The 21,020-nt window shown below is 35.1% G+C and carries 23 protein-coding genes and 2 riboswitches; of the genes, 13 read left to right on the top strand and 10 right to left on the bottom strand.

Annotation, left to right across the window (positions count from 1 at the left end; genetic code table 11):
• Positions 1-232 precede the first annotated feature (232 nt).
• From ptsG to ptsP, 3 genes are all read left to right on the top strand, one after another.
• Positions 233-2,296, top strand: coding sequence for a PTS glucose transporter subunit IIABC (ptsG, locus tag ACW0JX_RS19685; RefSeq protein WP_016080402.1), 2,064 nt, complete (start codon positions 233-235; stop codon positions 2,294-2,296).
• Positions 2,297-2,431: 135 nt separating this feature from the next.
• A complete protein-coding gene (ptsH, locus tag ACW0JX_RS19680) occupies positions 2,432-2,695 on the top strand; it encodes a phosphocarrier protein HPr (RefSeq protein ID WP_000411080.1) in 264 nt (87 codons plus the stop codon).
• Positions 2,695-4,407 (top strand): phosphoenolpyruvate--protein phosphotransferase, encoded by a 1,713-nt coding sequence (gene ptsP, locus ACW0JX_RS19675; protein WP_000174216.1) that lies wholly within the window; start codon positions 2,695-2,697, stop codon positions 4,405-4,407. The genes ptsH and ptsP overlap by 1 nt, the downstream gene beginning before the upstream one ends.
• Before the next feature lie 97 nt (positions 4,408-4,504).
• Here ptsP and ACW0JX_RS19670 read toward each other — a convergent pair whose 3' ends face one another.
• The 3 genes from ACW0JX_RS19670 to ACW0JX_RS19660 form a co-directional block, all read right to left on the bottom strand.
• The gene (locus ACW0JX_RS19670) at positions 4,505-4,870 is read right to left on the bottom strand and encodes a DUF3915 domain-containing protein (protein WP_023522951.1); all 366 of its coding nucleotides are present in this window, start codon (positions 4,868-4,870) and stop codon (positions 4,505-4,507) included.
• A gap of 196 nt (positions 4,871-5,066) precedes the next feature.
• Positions 5,067-5,285 (bottom strand): hypothetical protein, encoded by a 219-nt coding sequence (locus ACW0JX_RS19665; protein ID WP_000100485.1) that lies wholly within the window; start codon positions 5,283-5,285, stop codon positions 5,067-5,069.
• Positions 5,286-5,519: 234 nt separating this feature from the next.
• Positions 5,520-6,137 (bottom strand): nitroreductase family protein, encoded by a 618-nt coding sequence (locus tag ACW0JX_RS19660; RefSeq protein ID WP_000180387.1) that lies wholly within the window; start codon positions 6,135-6,137, stop codon positions 5,520-5,522.
• 327 nt (positions 6,138-6,464) lie between these two features.
• Here ACW0JX_RS19660 and ACW0JX_RS19655 point away from each other — a divergent pair, with 327 nt between their 5' ends.
• From ACW0JX_RS19655 to ACW0JX_RS19640, 4 genes are all read left to right on the top strand, one after another.
• The gene (locus tag ACW0JX_RS19655; RefSeq protein ID WP_016512346.1) at positions 6,465-7,757 is read left to right on the top strand and encodes a GGDEF domain-containing protein; all 1,293 of its coding nucleotides are present in this window, start codon (positions 6,465-6,467) and stop codon (positions 7,755-7,757) included.
• Positions 7,758-7,847: 90 nt separating this feature from the next.
• Positions 7,848-8,984 (top strand): serine hydrolase, encoded by a 1,137-nt coding sequence (locus ACW0JX_RS19650; protein WP_141240990.1) that lies wholly within the window; start codon positions 7,848-7,850, stop codon positions 8,982-8,984.
• Between the two features lie 4 nt (positions 8,985-8,988).
• Complete coding sequence (locus ACW0JX_RS19645; protein ID WP_000400437.1) at positions 8,989-9,867, top strand: NAD(P)-dependent oxidoreductase; 879 nt, start codon at positions 8,989-8,991, stop codon at positions 9,865-9,867.
• Between the two features lie 5 nt (positions 9,868-9,872).
• Complete coding sequence (locus ACW0JX_RS19640) at positions 9,873-10,205, top strand: DUF3909 family protein (RefSeq protein ID WP_000365617.1); 333 nt, start codon at positions 9,873-9,875, stop codon at positions 10,203-10,205.
• 35 nt (positions 10,206-10,240) lie between these two features.
• On the opposite strand, the gene ACW0JX_RS19635 is transcribed toward ACW0JX_RS19640, so the two are convergent.
• From ACW0JX_RS19635 to ACW0JX_RS19610, 6 genes are all read right to left on the bottom strand, one after another.
• Positions 10,241-10,516 carry a hypothetical protein gene (locus ACW0JX_RS19635; protein WP_459245018.1) on the bottom strand — a complete coding sequence of 92 codons (276 nt, stop codon included), beginning with the start codon at positions 10,514-10,516 and terminating at the stop codon, positions 10,241-10,243.
• A 299-nt stretch (positions 10,517-10,815) separates the two neighbouring features.
• Positions 10,816-11,328, bottom strand: a complete 513-nt coding sequence (locus ACW0JX_RS19630; protein WP_000057317.1) for a 1,2-dihydroxy-3-keto-5-methylthiopentene dioxygenase — start codon at positions 11,326-11,328, stop codon at positions 10,816-10,818.
• Positions 11,306-11,944, bottom strand: a complete 639-nt coding sequence (locus ACW0JX_RS19625; protein WP_000811341.1) for a methylthioribulose 1-phosphate dehydratase — start codon at positions 11,942-11,944, stop codon at positions 11,306-11,308. Before ACW0JX_RS19625 ends, ACW0JX_RS19630 begins: the two co-directional genes overlap by 23 nt.
• Positions 11,941-12,600: a 2-hydroxy-3-keto-5-methylthiopentenyl-1-phosphate phosphatase gene (gene mtnX / locus ACW0JX_RS19620; protein ID WP_000027487.1), complete on the bottom strand. Its 660-nt coding sequence runs from the start codon at positions 12,598-12,600 to the stop codon at positions 11,941-11,943. The genes ACW0JX_RS19625 and mtnX overlap by 4 nt, the downstream gene beginning before the upstream one ends.
• The gene (mtnW, locus tag ACW0JX_RS19615) at positions 12,597-13,841 is read right to left on the bottom strand and encodes a 2,3-diketo-5-methylthiopentyl-1-phosphate enolase (protein WP_071729747.1); all 1,245 of its coding nucleotides are present in this window, start codon (positions 13,839-13,841) and stop codon (positions 12,597-12,599) included. Before mtnW ends, mtnX begins: the two co-directional genes overlap by 4 nt.
• 64 nt (positions 13,842-13,905) lie before the next feature.
• Positions 13,906-14,011, bottom strand: a riboswitch (SAM riboswitch).
• A 64-nt stretch (positions 14,012-14,075) separates the two neighbouring features.
• A complete protein-coding gene (locus ACW0JX_RS19610; RefSeq protein WP_095690255.1) occupies positions 14,076-15,254 on the bottom strand; it encodes a pyridoxal phosphate-dependent aminotransferase in 1,179 nt (392 codons plus the stop codon).
• 14 nt (positions 15,255-15,268) lie between these two features.
• Here ACW0JX_RS19610 and ACW0JX_RS19605 point away from each other — a divergent pair, with 14 nt between their 5' ends.
• The 4 genes from ACW0JX_RS19605 (at position 15,269) to ACW0JX_RS19590 (ending at position 18,904) form a co-directional block, all read left to right on the top strand.
• Positions 15,269-16,132, top strand: a complete 864-nt coding sequence (locus ACW0JX_RS19605; RefSeq protein ID WP_016512349.1) for a carbon-nitrogen family hydrolase — start codon at positions 15,269-15,271, stop codon at positions 16,130-16,132.
• 71 nt (positions 16,133-16,203) lie between these two features.
• Positions 16,204-16,345: riboswitch (SAM riboswitch) on the top strand.
• Positions 16,346-16,435: 90 nt separating this feature from the next.
• Positions 16,436-17,617, top strand: coding sequence for an S-methyl-5-thioribose kinase (mtnK, locus tag ACW0JX_RS19600; RefSeq protein ID WP_053563714.1), 1,182 nt, complete (start codon positions 16,436-16,438; stop codon positions 17,615-17,617).
• Positions 17,614-18,675: an S-methyl-5-thioribose-1-phosphate isomerase gene (gene mtnA / locus ACW0JX_RS19595; RefSeq protein ID WP_071729751.1), complete on the top strand. Its 1,062-nt coding sequence runs from the start codon at positions 17,614-17,616 to the stop codon at positions 18,673-18,675. Before mtnK ends, mtnA begins: the two co-directional genes overlap by 4 nt.
• Before the next feature lie 67 nt (positions 18,676-18,742).
• Complete coding sequence (locus tag ACW0JX_RS19590; RefSeq protein WP_133963727.1) at positions 18,743-18,904, top strand: YvrJ family protein; 162 nt, start codon at positions 18,743-18,745, stop codon at positions 18,902-18,904.
• Between the two features lie 30 nt (positions 18,905-18,934).
• On the opposite strand, the gene ACW0JX_RS19585 is transcribed toward ACW0JX_RS19590, so the two are convergent.
• Complete coding sequence (locus ACW0JX_RS19585) at positions 18,935-19,711, bottom strand: 3-hydroxybutyrate dehydrogenase (RefSeq protein ID WP_459245017.1); 777 nt, start codon at positions 19,709-19,711, stop codon at positions 18,935-18,937.
• Between the two features lie 196 nt (positions 19,712-19,907).
• Between ACW0JX_RS19585 and ACW0JX_RS19580 the strand changes: the two genes are divergently transcribed.
• A complete protein-coding gene (locus tag ACW0JX_RS19580) occupies positions 19,908-20,240 on the top strand; it encodes a PadR family transcriptional regulator (protein ID WP_000107977.1) in 333 nt (110 codons plus the stop codon).
• Positions 20,240-21,007: a DUF1129 domain-containing protein gene (locus ACW0JX_RS19575; RefSeq protein ID WP_071729755.1), complete on the top strand. Its 768-nt coding sequence runs from the start codon at positions 20,240-20,242 to the stop codon at positions 21,005-21,007. Before ACW0JX_RS19580 ends, ACW0JX_RS19575 begins: the two co-directional genes overlap by 1 nt.
• The last annotated feature ends 13 nt before the right edge of the window (positions 21,008-21,020 follow it).

Genomic DNA, 21,020 nt, shown 5'->3' with positions numbered 1-21,020 from the left:
ACATTAAGGTGAGTAACGAAAACGTTTGCCTTAATTATAGTGAACTTATACGTAAACCTATTTTTGACACGTGTTACTGATTCGATCAGGCATGAGTGGAGAAAAGTAAGGAATGTAAGCTAGAGAAAGGGATATACTACCCTTTGTATAGCTATCGTTCTATCTTTTTTTCCTCATGTCTTTTTGGCGTTTGTCGGAAGGTATCAATATAGATAAGAGAGGAAGGGTTTCCATGTTTAAGAAGATCTTTGGTGTTCTTCAAAAAGTCGGAAAAGCGTTAATGCTTCCAGTAGCGATTTTACCGGCAGCAGGTATTTTACTTGGATTTGGTAATGCATTTCAAAATCCACAGTTAACAAATGTTATTCCTGCTTTAAAAGCAGATTGGTTCGTAATGGTTGCAAAAATTATGGAACAATCTGGTGATATTATTTTCGCTAACCTTGCATTATTATTCGCAGTTGGGGTAGCAATTGGTTTAGCTGGTGGAGACGGAGTAGCTGGTTTAGCAGCATTCGTCGGATACTTAATTATGAACAAAACGATGAGTGTGTTCTTAGAAGTAGATAAGCTAGTGAAAGTAACAAGTTCTGGAGCAGACCCAGTAAAAATTGGATTTGCAGATCCAGCGTATGCAAACGTATTAGGTATTCCAACGCTACAAACAGGGGTATTTGGTGGTATTATCGTCGGTATAGTAGCGGCATATTGCTATAATAAATACTTCAACATTGAATTACCATCATACTTAGGTTTCTTTGCAGGTAAGCGTTTCGTACCGATCGCAACTGCAACATTCTCTTTAATAGTAGGTATTATCATGTGCTTCGTTTGGCCATACATTCAAGGTGGCTTAAACACGTTCTCACATCAAATGATTGATGCAAATAGAACAATCGCAGCATTTATATTCGGTTTAATTGAACGTTCATTAATTCCATTTGGACTACATCACATTTTCTATTCACCGTTCTGGTTCGAATTCGGACAGTATACAAATGCAGCTGGCGAATTAATCCGTGGTGACCAAAAAATCTTTATGGCACAGTTAAAAGACGGTGTAGAATTAACAGCAGGTACATTTACAACTGGTAAGTATCCGTTCATGATGTTCGGTCTTCCAGCAGCAGCATTAGCAATGTACCATGAAGCACGTCCAGAAAATAAAAAATTAGCAGCAGGTATTTTAGGTTCTGCAGCATTAACATCTTTCTTAACAGGTATTACAGAGCCACTTGAATTTTCATTCTTATTCGTAGCGCCAGTATTATTCGGAATTCACGCTGTATTTGCTGGTCTATCATTTATGACAATGCAAATTTTAGGTGTTAAAATTGGTATGACATTCTCTGGTGGTTTAATTGACTTCCTATTATTCGGTGTATTACCAGGCCGTACAGCATGGTGGTGGGTAATTATTGTTGGTCTTGTACTAGCAGTTATTTACTACTTCGGATTCCGCTTTGCAATCCGTAAATGGAATCTAAAAACACCTGGTCGTGAAGAGGCAAATGCGAATGACGGTGCAGGAAAAACAGAAGCAGGCGAACTTCCTCGTGAAGTATTAGTAGCACTTGGTGGTAAAGAAAACATTGCTTCTTTAGATGCTTGTATTACTCGTTTACGTGTTCAAGTTAACGAACAAAAGAATGTAAACAAAGACCGCTTAAAAGAACTTGGAGCAGCTGGTGTACTTGAAGTTGGAAATAACATTCAAGCTATTTTCGGACCGAAATCTGACACATTAAAATCACAAATTCATGATATAATGTCAGGTCGTACACCTCATGTTGAAAAAGAAGAACCTGTAAAAGTGGAAGAAACTCCTCAAAAAGTTGATGAAAATGAAACAATTGTATCACCAATTGAAGGGAAAATCTTACCAATTACAGAAGTGCCTGACCAAGTATTCTCAGGAAAAATGATGGGAGACGGATTTGCAATTGAGCCAACTGAAGGAACAGTAGTTTCTCCAGTTAACGGTGAAATTGTCAATGTATTCCCTACAAAACATGCGATTGGTATTCAATCTGAAGGTGGAAAAGAAATTTTAATCCACTTTGGTATTGATACTGTAAAATTAAATGGTGAAGGATTCGAGGCACTTGTAGCACAAGGTGATAAAGTGAAGCAAGGCCAACCGTTATTAAAAGTAGATCTTGCATTTGTAAAAGGAAATGCACCATCTATCATTACACCAATTGTATTTACAAACTTACAACAAGGGCAACAAGTCGAATTGAAAAAAGATGGAAATGTTAAGAAGGGCGAAACCGCTATTATTGACATTCAGTAGGAATTTGACGCAAAATGTTTATAATTATAATAGGCGATGTGGTTGACCGAACATCGCCTATTATATACAATAGATGATGTAGTACTCACGTCTATACAACTAAAAAAAACTGTAATTTAAAGGAGATAAATTATCATGGAAAAAATCTTTAAAGTAACTAGCGACTCAGGAATTCATGCTCGTCCAGCAACTCTACTTGTAAACACTGCAAGCAAATTTGGTTCTGACATTAACTTAGAGTATAACGGAAAGAACGTTAACTTAAAATCAATCATGGGCGTTATGTCTTTAGGCATTCAACAAAACGCAGAAATTAAAATCACTGCAAATGGTGATGATGCAGCTCAAGCACTAGCAGCTATCGAAGAAACTATGAAAAACGAAGGATTAGGAGAATAATGACTCTTAACATTCAAGGGATCGCTGCATCAAGTGGGATTGCTATTGCAAAGGCTTTCAGACTTGAAAATCCTGAATTTAACATCGAAAAGAAATCAATTACAAACGAAGCTGCAGAAATTGCACGCTTAGACGCTGCGCTTGAGAAAGCAAAAACTGAATTAGAAGCTATTAAGGACCACGCATTTGCTGAGCTAGGTGCTGACAAAGCTGCGATCTTTGAAGCACATTTATTAGTGTTAAATGATCCAGAACTAGTAAACCCAGTAAAAGATAAAGTAAATAGCGAAAAAGTAAATGCTGAATTTGCAATGGATGAAGTTGCATCAATGTTTATTTCTATGTTTGAAAACATGGATAATGAATATATGAAAGAACGTGCTGCGGACATTCGTGACGTAACAAAACGCGTTCTTGCACATTTACTAGGAATTAACTTCTCAAATCCTGGTACAATTTCTGAAGAGGTAATCATTATTGCTGAAGATTTAACACCATCTGATACAGCTCAGTTAAACCGTAAGTATGCAAAAGGTTTCACTACTGATATCGGTGGACGTACATCTCACTCTGCAATTATGGCTCGCTCTATGGAAATTCCAGCTGTTGTTGGTACGAAAGTTGTTATGGAGAAAATCCAAAACGGCGATATCGTTATCATTGACGGTTTAGATGGAGAAGTAATTGTAAACCCATCAGAAGAAACTCTTCGTTCGTTTGAAGAAAAGAAAGCGAAATTTGAAGAGCAAAAAACTGAATGGGCAAAATTAAAAGACCAAGCTACTGTAACAAGTGATGGACATCATGTTGAGCTTGTTGCAAATATCGGAACACCAAATGATGTACAAGGTATTATCGATAATGGCGGAGAAGGCGTTGGCTTATACCGTACAGAATTCTTATACATGGGTCGTGACAATCTTCCAACAGAAGAAGAGCAGTTCGAAGCGTATAAAGCAGTTCTTGAAGGTGTAAAAGAAGGTCAACCAGTCGTTGTTCGTACACTTGACATCGGTGGAGATAAAGAGCTTCCATACTTACATTTACCAAAAGAAATGAACCCATTCTTAGGATACCGTGCAATTCGCTTATGTCTTGATGAGCAAGATGTGTTCCGTACACAACTTCGTGCATTACTTCGTGCTAGCGTATACGGTAACTTAAAAATTATGTTCCCAATGATTGCAACTCTTGATGAGTTCCGTCAAGCAAAAGCAATTTTATTAGAAGAGAAAGCGAAACTTGTAGAAGCGGGTACAACTGTTTCTGATTCTATTGAAGTTGGTATGATGGTTGAAATCCCAGCTTCAGCAGTATTAGCAGATCAATTCGCGAAAGAAGTTGACTTCTTCTCTATCGGAACAAATGATTTAATCCAATACACAATGGCTGCAGACCGTATGAACGAACAAGTATCATACTTATACCAACCATATAACCCATCTATTTTACGTCTTGTAAAAATGGTTATCGATGCTGCTCATAAAGAAGGCAAATGGGCTGGTATGTGTGGTGAGATGGCAGGCGATTCACTTGCTATCCCATTATTATTAGGATTAGGTTTAGATGAGTTCAGTATGAGTGCAACATCTATTCTTCCTGCAAGAACACAACTAAGCAAGTTGTCAAAAGCAGAAATGGAAACATTAGCAGAAAAAGCATTAATGATGTCAACTGCTGAAGAAGTTGTTGAACTAGTTAAAAGCATATAACCAATAAAAAAACCTGAATCGATTTGAAATCGGTCTCAGGTTTTTTCTATGAGAAAAGTAAATCTTATTTTCTTACTATAGAGGATAAGGAACAGAATTAGATAGCGATTGCAACGATATCAGTTGGGCATACACGTAAAATACCAGTAAAAGTATTTCGGTTTTGATTGTTCTTATCGTCTTTATTGTTATCTTTGTTGTCTTTGTTATTACGAGCCAAAGCAGAGAAAAGAGCAACACCGTTAGCGAAACCTTCAAAAATTACATTGTTGAAAGTGCCATTACCTCTAATGCTTAAAAGAGAAAGTTCTGTTCCAACTGAAATGCTAGCAAGTACGTTACATACAGCTGGTTGTTGTGGTCTAACTACTTCTCTCTCTTTCTCTTTCTCATGATGTCTGCACTCTCTTTCATGATGATGACAGTCTCTAAAGTTATCACAGCATCCAAATGATCCAAACATAATCCTCATCACCCCCTTCACACTTATAATCTATGTAAGTTCGGTAGTGAGTGACTGGACAGAGAGTGGAATTTTTTCTAGGGGATTTTCTCATTTTAAATGACTAGCTGGGTGTTTAGTATGGAATGATGTTTAAAATAGGGGAAATATAACAAAAAAATGTAAAAACCACCGAAATAAATGAAATAGGTAGCCTTTACACTTTTTTACTTTTATATAAAACGATGATATATACAGGAAGAGCTAGGAGTAGTGGTACAATGGATCGTGCAGTATGTTTTTCTGATTCTAATTGGAATGCTTCTTCTTTTGGGAATTGTAAAATGGAGATGTTTGCGGCATCACCAATAAAATATAGAAGCAGTACAGTTACTATGTAACATAAAAGTGCGATAAAGCTTCCGTATGAACTCAATGAAAATCCCTCTCTTGTTATCTATTTGTTATCATTGTATCACAATTGTAACAAAAATACACGGGTATATTTCAACACCTAAACAAAATTCGACACAAAACGTCAAGTTTATTTATGATAAGGGAATAGAATATACTTTTCCATAAGTATAAATGTCGAATGATTTGTAGTAATATTACAAAAGTATGACAGGGAATAAAAAAACGAAGGCAATGTAGTTACCTTCGTTTTTTATTATTTTGCCCACTCACTCACTTGCTCTACGCTCATACGAGGTGCAGGGTGTCCTTTTAAAGTTGATTCACCAATTGTAATAAGCATAATTGGAACGTAACGAGATGAAACGTTAAATTCGTCTGTCAGTGCTTGTGGATTGAAGCCACCAATAGCACAAGTATCCCAACCAGTTGCTTTAGCTGCAAGCATAAGTTGCATTGCTGCTAAAGATGCATTTGAAAAGGCAGCATCTCTTGGGAATTGTTCACGAGCATATGCAGATTCAATATTTTTAGCTAAGCGTTCTTTTGCTTCTTCTTTCATAAATCCTTGTTCTACAATTGGACCATATACTGGCTCAACATTTTTATAAGCTTCTAAATCACCTAAAATAGCAACTACTGCAGAAGCATCAAGAATTTGTTGTTGGTTATAAGCTATTGGGTGTAATCGTTTTTGTACATCTTCACCTTGAAAAACGAGGAATTTCCAGTGTTGCAAGTTCCAAGCGGAAGGTGCTTGTGCTGCGGCTTTTAAAATCTCATGTAATTCTGTAGATGAGATTTCTTTATTTGGGTTGAATGCACGTGTAGATGTGCGTTCATATAGAACGTTAAAAAAGTTGTCGTTTGTCATTGTATATCCTCCAAATTGTATATCGAATTATTTTCAAAAAAATAATATACACTACTTACATTTTGTAAGTTATCGAATTTAAGAATATAATATCTTTATTTTAATTGTCAAGTTTTAAAAATAAGCTAGGGCATTCATACAAACGATACAATTCCTACAATCATACACTAAAAAAGGAATTTATAGAGTGAAAAGCGAAGATAACATTCTCAATTAGCTTGTTAATATGTATCTCTCACAAATTAAAGTTTATTGGAGAACAGTCTTTTAAAAAAGTTTGTGAGGAATTCAGTAGAACAAGATATATGAAGTGAGTGAAGACTAGTGATGAACATACTACATTTTTTATTAGAGAATACGGTTTTCCAAAATGTGTTACAAGATCTGCAGTTAAATGTCCTTTATATAGAAAATGGATGTAAGCATCAACAAACGGTAGAAAATATCCATCCAAAATGTATGTTTATAGCAAATAGTTTTGAAGAGGGCGAACTATTATTTCAAAGAACGAAACCACACATTATCATTACGTATGTAACAGATTATTCTCAAATAAAATATATAAAGAATATGTATACTCCGTACAGTACATTCATTGTCATTTGGGATCAACAAATAACAAAAGAATTCACAGATGTACTTGCATTAGGAATACGTAATATTGTAATAGCTCCTGTAACTCCGCAAGCAGTGTTAGAGGAAGTGAATAAGAGTTTGTATCAACTTTCTTTAGTAAGGCAAGTCGGTTTGCAGCAGGAATTGCTTCAAACGATGTTTGATTTTCAAAATGATCTATTATTTATAGTAGAAGATGATGAGATTGTTGATTGTAATACAAATTTTTTAGCTTTTTTTGGATATGAAAATCTGTTTGCCTATCGTGAGCAACATTTAGTATTTGCTGAACATTTTATTAGAGAAAGTGGATACTATTCGACGACGCATGATATAACATGGTTAGACGATACTTTATCAAGTGGTAGAAGAATTAAGATGCTAAATTATGAAGGGGTAGTATCCACTTTTTTATTACGTGCGACACCATTGCCAGAAGATTTATCAAGATTTATTGTAAAGTGCACGGAAATTACAGAATTAGATGAAATCTATCAAGAGCAAGAAAGACTTGCTATGGTAGATTCATTGACAGAGATTTATAATCGTTTAAAGTTTCAACAAATACTAGAGGTAGAGTGGGAAAAGGTAATACGTAGTGATGAGAAAATAGCTATCATTTTATTTGATATAGATAATTTTAAAACGGTTAATGACACATATGGTCATGATTTTGGTGATTTGGCATTAATACAACTTGCAGAGCTTATGAAATCTAAAGTGGAGCAACAACATGTATTTGCAAGATGGGGAGGAGAAGAATTCATTATATTAGTGACAAATACAGTAGAAAAGGAAGCATTTCAAGTTGCGGAGTCATTACGATTCTTCATTGAAACAAAGCAATTCACTGGAATTTCGAAGCTAACAGCTAGCTTTGGAGTTGCGTTATATGAACAAGGAACTACAAGAGAAGAATTAATGCAACGAGCGGACATTGCATTATATGAAGCGAAAAAAAATGGGAAGAATCAAGTATGTGTGTATAGAAAAGAAAAAATGTAATTTTTCGCAACAAATTGTTGCGATTTTTTTTTATTGTTTGATAATAGAATAGGGGGACAATTTTTAGCGAAGGAATTATGGAGGATCAATATGATAAAAAAAGTAATGGTGATGGTTTCACTGTCTGCTATAGTTGGCGGCGGAGTATACTATTTTCTTGTTAGCCCCAATATAAAGGAAAACACTGTATTAACAACTAAAGTGAATCCTACTATTGAATCAGAAGTACAAGGGAATATAGAAGAAAAAGAAGAGCAACAAATTGATTATGCTAGCATATCTCAAAAATTAGATCAATATTTAGTCGGAAAGCAATTTAATGGAACAGTTTTGGTAACAGATAAAGAGCGTGTTATATTGAATAAAGGATATGGGTATGCTGATGTTCAAAATAAAATAGAAAATACGCCTCAAACAAAATATCGTATTGGTTCTATTACGAAAACAGTTGTTGCCACATCTATTTTACAGTTGCAAGAACAAGGTAAATTGAATATTCAAGATAATGTAAATAAATATATTCCTTCATTTCCGGAGAATAAAAATATTACACTATATCATTTATTAACCCATACCTCTGGTTTACCTGAACATGCGAAAGGAAATGTGAATGCTGCTTCCCGTTTACAGTTAATTAATTGGATTGGACGTCAAAATTTAGAATTTCCTGCAGGAACAGGTTGGAGATATACAGATTATAATTATATGGTTCTTGCTTATATAATAGAACATATCTCGAAAAAACCTTTAGGAGATTACATAAAAGAAAACATATTTGTAAAAGCAGATATGCATGAATCCGGTATGGGAAATATGGTACCTGGAGATAAAAATTTTACAAAGGGTTATGTGAAAAAAAATCAAGAGCTTGTACCAGCGCAGAAGTTAGGCATGGATTGGCTATATGGTTGTGGTGAGATGTATACGACAGTTGGAGATATGAAGAAGTTAGACGAAGCAATTATAAATGGAAAACTTCTTTCTGAACAAAGTATACAAGCAATGTTTTCGCCTTCAGCAGAACGGAAATATGCATTTAGTTTTTATATATATCCAGATTATTTTCATAATCATGGTGTATTATCTGGTTGGAACACTTTCAATAATTTTAATAAAGAAAAAGGAATTTTTGTTATGTTATTTTCAAATGTAAAAAATAGTATGGATGATGACTTTAATAAAGAGTTCCGAAAGATGGTAAATGATTTATTAGAACAAAGGGGATGAGAAAATGGAACATAAAACTTTATCAATAGGTTTCATTGGTATTGGCGTAATGGGAAAAAGTATGGTTTATCACTTAATGCAAGATGGTCATAAAGTATATGTATATAATAGAACGAAAGCAAAAACAGATTCTTTAGTGCAAGATGGTGCACAATGGTGTGATACGCCAAAAGAGTTAGTGAAGCAAGTTGATATTGTAATGACAATGGTTGGATATCCACATGATGTAGAAGAAGTGTATTTTGGTATAGAAGGAATTATAGAACATGCAAAAGAAGGTACGATAGCAATTGACTTTACGACATCTACACCTACTTTAGCAAAACGTATTAATGAAGTTGCAAAAAGCAAAAATATATATACGTTAGATGCACCTGTCTCAGGAGGAGATGTTGGTGCGAAAGAAGCAAAACTCGCAATTATGGTAGGTGGAGAGAAAGAAATATATGATAGATGCTTACCTTTACTTGAAAAGTTAGGAACAAACATTCAATTACAAGGACCAGCTGGGAGTGGACAACATACAAAAATGTGCAATCAAATTGCGATTGCTTCCAATATGATTGGAGTATGTGAGGCTGTTGCTTACGCGAAGAAGGCTGGATTGAATCCAGATAAAGTGTTAGAGAGTATTTCAACAGGGGCAGCAGGTAGTTGGTCATTAAGTAATTTAGCTCCTCGAATGTTAAAAGGAGACTTTGAGCCAGGATTTTATGTAAAGCATTTTATGAAAGATATGAAAATTGCTTTAGAGGAAGCAGAAAAATTACAATTACCAGTCCCAGGCTTAAGTTTGGCGAAAGAATTGTATGAAGAGTTAATTAAGGATGGCGAAGAAAATAGTGGAACACAAGTATTATATAAAAAATATATAAGGGGGTAAACGAGGTGGACCTTCAAAAGTTTGATGAGATGATTGATACTGTACAGCGAGCTACTTGTATGCAAATTAATGAAAAACAAAAAGAAGCTTTTAAACAAAAATATGATTTTGAACCAGACTTTGAATATGGAAGAGATGAGAAGGGGCATTATGTAATTCGAACCTCTAAAAAGATGTTAGAAGAAATGGAGTTTTATTTGGCATTGAAATATGATCGTGATGGAGTGGATCTTTATATGCAAGCTGAGATTGACGGTATATTTCATGTATCTGTTAGCTATGGTGAAGATGCCCTACATCTACAAGAATTGTTTCAATTTCTAGAAGAAAATAAATAAAAGTCCTCATTTGAGGACTTTTATTTATTTAGTCATTATAAGTTAGAAGCGCGGCGACATCGTTCAACCGGGAATGGGATAATTTGTGCGATGTGATTAGGACCAAATTGTTTTGTACGAGCATGGCGTATTATATAAAAAGCACACAGAATTGAAACAGGAATAGCGCCGAATAAACCAAATAATAAAGCGCTTACACAAGATGCGACAAATCCTAAAACACCAATTTCTAACTCTTCCATAATAGCTCCTAAAATAACAGGAAATGCTCCACATGTAACTCCAAGTATAAGTGCGATAAGTAAGTTCATGATTATCCCCCTCTGTTTGCGATATTATTTTCCTTCTTAGTTAATTGTAGTATATCACATGTAAAACAGAATTTTCAGAAAAATTTCAATAAATGTTCAATAAATGTTCAATAAATGTTCAAAAAATACACTTGAAAAATCAAGACGTTAAATTTGTGATGAAATGGTACTTTTGAGTAAATAAAAAATCAGGCTTATTTCAAAAGTGAAATAAGCCTGTTCCATAGGAGGATGTATATATGTAGAGTGAATAAAAGTTTGGAAAAGGGGATCCAAGTCCTTTTATTCAACTAACTACCTTAATAGATTGGAACCCAGCCTTCAGTTGTCACAAAAATACGAATAGCTACAACTTGACGATCATCTTGCAAGGTAAAATAATGTCTTGCATTTTCTGGAACAGATATTAGATCGCCTGGCTCAAGTTCAACATCAAAGAATTTCCCATCTTTGCCTTCAATAGCGAAAATGCCATGACCACTGACGATAAAGCGGACTTCGTCGTCTGTATGATGATGTTCTTTTTGGAAATTAATTAATAATTCGTCAAGGTTAGGTGTGCTATTTGAAAGTGAAATTACATCATGTGCTTTATAACCTCGACGTGCTGAAACATCAGCGATTTCTTTTGAAAAAACAGCTAATATTTCAGCTTTGTTTTCATCTGTTAAAGAATAATTTTCATTTAAATGAGTAGGAAGTTTAGAAATATTCCATTTCTCATATAAAACGCCTTCCTCTTGTAGAAATTTAGATACTTCCACTTCATTTTCAATACGAGTATTTACTTCATGAATACGAATTTGCGCCATTAGAAACGCCTCCTTGAATTGATAATAGTTTTATATGAAATTGGAATAAAAACTCATAAGCTTCTAATCTCTTCTTTGCATCAAAGCTATCTCGGCCCCATACGGTAATACCGTGGTTACGAATTAATACCGCTCCCGAATCACCTTGTATATGCTTTCGGAAGTTTTCTCCAAGCGTTGGGATATGGGCATGGTTTTCGATAATAGGAATGTGAATTGTTGCACCTTCTTCCCAAATATCGAGAGCTTTAATAATTTCTTGATTTTGAAGGGTAACTGCATCACTATATAAATTTGTGATGACATTATTATCAGTTGTATGAACATGAAGTACGCACCCGGCATTCGTATTGTTATAAATATGTGTATGCAATATTGTTTCTGCTGAAGGGCGTAATTCAGTCTCTAAAACGGGAACTCCTACATGATCTACTAATAGAAAATCATCTGGAGTGGTTTTTGTTTTATCTTTACCGCTTGCTGTAATGAGAAAAGTAAGTGGCTCATGACTAACTTTTATAGAAATATTACCACTTGTTGCTGGGAACCAATTTCGAGTTGTTAATTCTTTTTTTATCTCGCTTAAGTCATACCATTGACGAAAAAGTTGTTTCATGATTTCACCTCCAACAAATGTTTTAATTCATTTTGAATATCATGGAATGTTTCAAACGGTGTATAAGCAATATAATTCTCTTCACACTTTGTAATAAGGAAGTCACGAGCAAATACTTTATCTGCTTGTTTCGCAGCTTGTAAATCAGTAATTGAATCTCCAATCACAATATGGAAGTCATTCGTATCACTTAATTTTCGGATGAGTGATGATTTACATAATCCGCAATGATTTTGACAATGATGATCACAAGGATGAGGCCAATTCACCGTAATGTATTCATTTGAAAAATCTGTTTCATTACAGTAAATTTGCTCTTTTGGAATGAGTCCTTGTAAGAGTGGATAGACGAAGAAATCCATTCCACCTGATATAACGTAAAAAGAAATGTTATTTTCATTTACAAATTGTATAAATTCATGAAAACCATTACGAATTTCAGCAGTTTCTATTAAAAATTGAATAATTTCATCGTGCAGATGAGTAGGTATTAATCGAAATAATTGAGAAACACCTTCTTGAATAGATAGCTCTTGTGATAAAATTCTATTCTTTACTTCTTCAGCTTCTGGTGGTGCGAATTTTTCCATAATGGACATAATGTTATCATTATTTGTAATCGTGCCATCGAAATCACAAAATACTTGAATACTCATAATTTCACCTCATGAGAGGGATTTCCCCATATTTGTAGTGCACTATGCAAATTTATGTCATCTACTTCATGGAGTGGTTTATTTTGCAAAGTAGCATCAATTGCAGTACGGAAAGCTTTACCACCGCCTTGCGCTCCATTTGGATGTCCATGTATCCCGCCGCCAGCATTAATAACAACATCTTTACCGAAATCTCGTACAATAAAGGGAACGAAACCAGGGTGAATACCAGCAGATGGAACAGAAAAGCTCTTCTTGAAAAATGCATCGTCTTCAGTTAAATATTTTGAGATAGCAAGAGCTTCCTCTTTTTCTAGCGCAACACTTCCGTATGGAGATGGGAATAATGAAAAGTCAGCCCCAGCATAGCGTAGTAGCTTTCCGAGTAATAATGGAGATGAAATTCCATATAACTTAGATGCTGAATAAGCACCACTTACAGCAGGGTGTGCCATAATAGGAACTGGGATTTCATCATCTTCTGCAAGTGATTGTAGTACATCTAGTCCGTAAGCAAATACGTTAAATAATAGAATATCAGCTCCAGCTTGCACTGCACGTTTCGCATTTTCTTTTAAATCAAAAGTTCGTCCTGTTAAATTTACGGCATATAACGTTTTATGTCCGTATGTTTCATATACGGATTGTAAAACTTCTTTTCCAGATACAATGCGTTTCGTAAGTGGTGTTAATGCATTTTCAAATAATATTTCATCATCTTTTACTATATCTACACCACCACTTGCTTGATCACGTAATTGCGTTTTTAAATACCCAATATTTCGTCCAATCATTCCTTTAAAAATACTCATTAAAAGGGGACGATCATGCACTTGTAAAAGGTTTCGAATACCATCTATCCCGAATTTTGGACCAGGAAAATGTTTTTTTAACTCGTCTGAAAAAGTTAAGTCAATTAATTTTACTTCGCCATCAAGGGATAGCTTTCCAAATGTAGTCGTTAAAATTGCTGGTAAATCTGGACTGAAGTTTAATAACGGATATTCGATTTTAATAATTCCGCGTTTTACTTTTTTACGTAAATACGAATTCGTATGTTCATGTTCAGCTAATTCCTCAACATGAATGACATTGCCTTTATGCTGTTTTAATTGTTCTTGTAATAAGTGTGGCAAATGAGTCCAAGAGCCAATTGTTAAACCAAGTGCAATTTGCTCAGCTTTTTTTTCTAAGTTATGTGAACCGTCATGGATCAAATACGTCGCTATTATTCCGCTCATTGTTATAACCTCCTAGTTAAATAAAAAAACCTCTCAGCTAAGGAGAGGTTTTTTTACAACCAGCTCCTTATCTGTCAGCATAATGCTGCGAGAATTAGCACCGTGTCTACGATTGTAGATCGGTTGCCGGGTTTCGTCGGGCTCGTCCCTCCACCTGCTCTTGATAAGAAGTATTTAGAAATGTTTAAATTTTTAAGATAACTGAATTTTGTCAGATATTTTTCATGTTGTCAATTACTTTTTGAAAAAATTTAATTTATCAATTCGATTAATGGCTTCTCGTAATCTATCTTCTGTATGCAAGAGACCAACACGGACATACCCTTCGCCATGTTCACCAAATCCAACACCAGGAGCAACTGCAACATGTGCTTTTTCTAGTAAAATATCAGCAAATTGCTCAGAGGTATATCCTTTTGGAACAGGAAGCCATGCAAAGAATGATCCGGTTGGAATGTCTACATTCCAACCAATTGAGTGACAAGCTGAAATAAGAGCGTTTCTCCGAGATTCGTAACTATTTACAAGATCTACTACACAAGACTGTGAACTTAATAGTGCTTCGCGAGCAGCATCTTGAATTGCACCAAAAATACTAACATACATATGATCTTGCAATAGGTTAATGGTTTCGATGACACTTTCATTTCCAACTGCAAAAGCAATACGCCAGCCAGCCATATTGAAAGTTTTTGATAACGTGTAAATTTCAATTCCTATATCTTTCGCACCATCTGCTTGCAAGAAACTAACAGGTTTTTGACCATCAAATCCGATAGCACCGTAAGCGAAATCGTGAACAACTAATATATTATGTTTATTAGCAAAATGAATGGTTGTATCAAAAAAATCTTTTGATGCAGTAGCACCTGTAGGGTTATTTGGATAGTTTAAAAACATTAACTTTGCCCGTTCAGCGATAGAGTCGTCAATTTTTTTATAATCCGGTAAAAAATGATTTTCTGCAATAAGCGGCATGGTTTCAAAGTGTGCCTTTGCTAAGGCAACCCCAGATAAATAATCTGGATAGCCTGGATCCGGAACGAGAATTGTATCACCAGGATTTGTAAAACAAATTGGTAATTCTACTAGTCCAGCCTTCCCACCAAACAAAATAGCAACTTCAGTTTTTGGGTTTAATTCGACGCCGTACTCACGTTTATAGAATGTAGTCACGGCTTCCTTTAAGCTTTCATGTCCGCGAAATGGCGGATATTTATGATGAATGGTCTTTTCGGCAGCATCTTGTAAAGCTTTTACGATATGCTGCGGTGTTGGTTGATCTGGATTACCTTGACCTAGATTAATAACATCGTGACCAGCTGCAACGACTTTGTTAACTTTTGCAACAAGTGAAGCGAAAAATTGTGTTGGCAATGATGTTACTATCTCAGAAGGTTGAAATAATTTCATACTTTCCACCTCTTTTGAAAGTTGTTACAATTCTAGTGACAAATGATATAATCTTTCCAGTATTTTGTAAAGAAAAAAATAAGAATGGGGCTGAAAAAATGAAAGTCGCATGTATTCAAATGGATATTGTTTTTGGAGATGTAGAAAAAAATATTGAGAATGCTAAAAATAAAATAAGCGAAGCTATGAAGGAAAGGCCAGATGTTATCGTCTTACCAGAACTATGGACAACAGGATATGATTTAACGAGACTTTCTGAAATTGCAGATAGGGATGGAGTGGAAACGAAAGAAAAGTTAATAGAATGGGCGAAGCAATATGATGTACATATTGTTGGTGGTTCTATAGCAAAGCAAACAGAGCAAGGCGTTACAAATACGATGTATGTTGTAAATAATGAAGGACAGCTAGTCAACGAATATAGTAAAGTACATTTATTTCAGCTTATGGATGAACATAAATATTTAATAGCCGGTAATGGTACGGGCGAATTTAAGCTGGATGATGTTGAATGCGCTGGAACAATTTGTTATGATATTCGTTTTCCAGAGTGGATGCGTGTCCATACTGCTAAAGGGGCAAAAGTATTATTTGTTGTAGCTGAATGGCCATTAGTTCGTTTAGCACATTGGCGTTTGCTATTGCAAGCAAGAGCAGTTGAAAATCAGTGTTATGTTGTTGCATGTAATAGAGCAGGAAAGGATCCAAATAATGTATTTGCGGGTCATTCTTTAATTGTGGACCCTTGGGGTGAAGTTGTAGTAGAGGCGAATGAAGAGGAATCAATTTTATTTGGAGAGCTTGAATTCGAGAAAATTAAAGAAGTACGTAAAGGAATTCCAGTTTTTGCGGATCGCCGTCCAGAATTATACAAATAAAATGTTGACAAGTGATTTTTATTCTTGGTATAGTCTTCAACATAAAGTTAAAAATTCAAAAAATTATACAACTCTTATCAAGAGCAGGTGGAGGGATTTGGCCCGATGAAGCCCAGCAACCGACCGTAATACCATTGTGAAATGGGGCGTTTATTACGCCAAAAGGCACGGTGCTAATTCCAGCAGAAAGTAAAACTTTCTGGCAGATAAGAGGGGAGAAGATAAACTTCAAACCTCTTTCTTAGTGGAAAGAGGTTTTTCTATGTTAGAAAAACCTCTGAATTTAAAAAGGGGGAGAAGACGATGGGATATTATTCATTAACAGAAATAACAGCTGTACAATATGCGAAAGATCATGGCTATTTTGAAGCGAAGGCAAATGTCGTTTGTCATGAAATTGGAGACGGAAACTTAAATTACGTGTTCAAATTAGATGATGGAGAGAAATCAATTATAATAAAACAAGCACTGCCTTATGCGAAAGTAGTTGGTGAAAGCTGGCCATTGTCTATAAAAAGAGCAACGATTGAAAGCAAGGCATTACAAATTTTTGCGCAGTATGTACCGGATTATGTTCCAGTAGTGTACAGTCATGATGAAGAGTTAGCGATAACGGTAATAGAAGACTTATCAAGACTAACAATTACAAGAAAAGGATTAATAGACGGAGAAGAATATCCGCTTTTATCCCAGCATATCGGCCGTTTTCTAGCACATGTTTTATTTTACACTTCAGATTTTGGTTTACAGTCAGAAGAGAAGAGGGTACTAGAAGGTACCTTTGTAAATCCGGACCTTTGTAAAATTACAGAGGAATTAGTGTTTACAGATCCGTTTGGACATTATGATACAAATGATTATGAGCCAGATTTACAGCTCGTGGTTGATGAACTTTGGAGTGATAAAACTTTAAAACTAAAAGTAGCACAATATAAATATAAGTTCTTAACAAGAAAAGAAACTCTTATTCATGGTGATTTACATACTGGTAGTATTTTTTCGTCACCTTCTGAAACGAAAGTGATTGATCCAGAATTTGCGACATATGGCCCATTTGGATTTGACATAGGTCAATTTATTGCAAATCTATTATTAAATGCTTTATCTAGAGAAGAAGAGAAAAGAAGTGTACTATTTTTCCATATAGAAAAGACGTGGAGTTATTTTGTAGAAACTTTTACAAAGTTATGGATTGGAGAAGGTGTAGAAGCATATACGAAAGAAAAACAATGGTTACCAATTATTTTGCAAAATATCTTTACTGATGCAGTTGGATTTGCCGGATGTGAACTGATTCGTAGAACAATTGGTTTAGCTCATGTAGCAGATTTAGATGAAATAGAAAATAAAGAAACAAGAATTCAAGCTAAGAAACAAGCGCTATCCTTAGGTAAAGAACTAATAAAATATGAATCTAAAAGTGCTGATATTCAACTGTTTCGAACATTATTTCAACAGACAGTTTCAGGGGGCGTAAAAGCGTGAGTACAATTGTTACTGTTCCGAGATCTGTAAGCTGGAAAGGTGATGCAATTGCGGTATTAAATCAAACGAAATTGCCGCATAGCACAGAATACAAAACATTGACGACTATTGAAGAGGTTTGGAAAAGCATCGTAATGTTAGAAGTACGAGGAGCGCCTGCAATTGGAATTGTAGCTGCATTTGGCTTGGCGCTTGCATCAAAAAAATATAGCACTGTACATATTGAAGAATTTCAAAAGAAGTTTAATAGAGATTGTAATTATTTAGGAACGTCACGCCCGACAGCAGTAAATTTATTTTGGGCAATTGATCGTATGAGAGAATCTATTCGAGAGATTACTACAATAAAAGAAGCACAAAAAACATTAGAAGAAGAAGCGCTTCGCATTCAGCAGGAAGATGAAGAGGTCTGCCGAAATATTGGGGAATATGCGTTAACATGTTTTAAAGATGGCGATAATATTTTAACAATCTGTAACGCTGGAAGTATCGCAACTGCCAGATATGGAACTGCATTAGCTCCCTTTTATATTGGAAAAGAGAAAGGTGTGCGTTTACATGTATATGCGTGTGAAACGAGACCAGTTTTACAAGGTGGTCGCTTAACGACCTGGGAATTGAAGCAAGCAAATATTGATGTGACCCTTATTACAGATAATACTGCAGCTCATGCTATTCAAACGAAAGAAATAAATGCAATTATTGTAGGGGCGGATCGAATTGTCGCAAATGGAGATACGGCAAATAAAATAGGGACAATGAATTTAGCTATTTTAGCAAAGTACTTTGATATCCCATTTTATGTTGCTGCGCCACTGTCAACATTTGATGTTACGAAAGAAACTGGAGCCGAAATAATTATTGAAGAAAGAGATGAAACAGAAGTTACGAAAATCTTTGGAAAACAAGTAGCACCAATTGGAACGAATGTTTATAACCCTGCATTTGACGTAACACCGAACGAATTAATTACAGGAATTATTACTGAGAAAGGTATTATAAGCGGGGATTATAAACGAGAAATTGCATCATTATTTGAAAAACAGGCTAATACATAATAGCTTGTTTTTTTATGCCTAAATGCATTGTTTTCTCTTACTTATATAATGAAAGGAGGAGAAGAGGATGGAAGAGTGGATCAAGATGATAGGTAATGTAGGGTTTCCAATTGTTGTAACATTATATTTACTCCACCGTATTGAAAGTAAATTAGAGGGGGGAATTGTTGCAATTGAGAAGCTCCCGCGGCAATTACTAAAGTACGAAGATCCTCGCAATAAAAAATAAAGTTTGCTCTTCTTGAGCAAACTTTATTTTTTATTGAGCAGTATAGCCACCATCGATAACGACAGCTTGACCAGTAATACCTTTAGCTTTTTCACTCGCTAAAAACATAGCATAATCAGCGATTTCTTGTACTTGTAATAAGCGCTTTTGTGGGACGAGTGGATAAATAACATCTTCTAAAACATTTTCAAGTGGTACATTTCGTGTAGTAGCTAAGTCTTGTAGTTGATTACGTACAAGAGGGGTATCGACATAACCAGGGCAAAGGGCATTAACAGTAATACCATGCGTAGCACCTTCTAAAGCGGCAACTTTTGTTAATCCAATTACGCCATGTTTTGCACTATTGTAGGCAGCTTTTTCAGCAAACCCGACAAGGCCGTTAATAGAAGCGACATTAATAATACGACCATATTTTTGTTGTTTCATAATCGGAAAGGCATGCTTAATTGCGATAAACGGAGCAATTTGCATAATTTGAATTAGTAGCTCAAACTTTTCCGTTGGAAAGTCTTCAATGGGTGAAACGTGTTGCATTCCTGCGTTGTTAATTAATATATCTAATGAACCGAAATGACTAACTGTTTGAGAAATTGATGCTGTAATTTCCTCTTCAGATGTAACGTCACATTTTAAACCGATAGCTTGAAAACCCTCACTTTGCAATTGCTCAGCAGCTTCTTTCGCACGTTCTTCAAGACGATCAGTAATCACAACTTTTGCACCTTCTTTTGCAAAAGTATTTCCCATTTCATATCCAATACCACTCGCAGCACCTGTTAAAAAGACAACTCGATTTGTAACCATGATGAAAAACATCCCTTCATAATAAAGTTTTCATAGTGCTCTATTTAGAGAGGTTATAATGAAAATCCTGCAAACATTTGGAAAAAATATCGTTAGCTATCTTGTTTTGCAAAATAGTCTTTGCTATACTATTTTGTAAAGCAAGATACTTACACTTATCTATCTTGTAAAACAAGATAGTAGGAGGATTTGAATTATGTCGACAAGTCAAATGCTGAAAGGGATCTTAGAAGGATGCTTACTTGCTATTATTTCTGAAGGCGAAATATACGGTTATGAAATGAGTGAGAAGCTAGCAAAGTATGGTTTTACAATGGCGAGTGAGGGAAGTATTTATCCGTTATTAATACGAATGCAAAAAGAAGGACTAATAACAAGCGTAATGAAGGAATCTCCATCTGGTCCAAAGAGAAAATATTACACATTAACAGAAAAAGGCGAGGAAGCACTTGATGAATTTATGGATCGCTGGGAAGCGATGCAAAGTAGTGTAGAACGTCTACTTGAAGGGAAGGGAAGGAGAAAATAATGTTATCAAGTGAAGCACGAAAGTTTTTGTTAGATATGAGATTATTTTTGACGGCAAAGAGTGTGAAAGAAAGTGATATTGAAAACTTTTTAGAAGACGCAGAACTTCATTTAATAGAAGGTGAGAGTGAGGGGAAGAGTGTAGAAGATATTTTCGGAAGCTCACCGAAAGAATATGCAAATGAACTTGTAAAAGTGATGGAAAGAGATAGACAGGAAACGTGGAAGCAAATTGGTTTTACAGTAATGAATATCGTATCTTTTTGGATTATTGCTTCTATCTTAATAGTGAATAATGGAATGTTACAGATTTCACTTATTCAGTGTATCGGTTACAGTTTTTCATTGATTTTAGTTGTTATAGGTCCTAATTTTCTACTTCGCAAAATGACCTTCGTCACAAGCTTTACAAAAACATGGTTTTCCATGTGGTCTTTAGTTATGATTGCTCCATTGTTTTTATTAGGAGCTGTTACGATATTAGATGTGATATATCCTACAAAAATGCTCACATTCACCGAAGTCCAAAGTTATATATTAGCTGGTGGGATTTTTATCATAACAGTAGCGATAAATATATATTTTGAAGGATGGTTTAAAAACTTATATTTAATCATTCCACTTTCTATTATGTTACTGTTTAAAACATTTACATCTGAAGATCTCATGCCAATGCTATTTCAAATTATATGTTTATACGGAAGTTTGTTTATTTTAATTTTCCTTGAAATTATGATGAAGACGAATAGAAGAGAAATGGTTAAATAAGGGAGGGGTTATA

Source organism: Bacillus sp. C-3-6, from assembly GCF_054509685.1.
The sequence above is the reverse complement of the archived record's forward strand: the minus strand, read 5'-3'. Positions and strand labels throughout refer to the sequence as shown.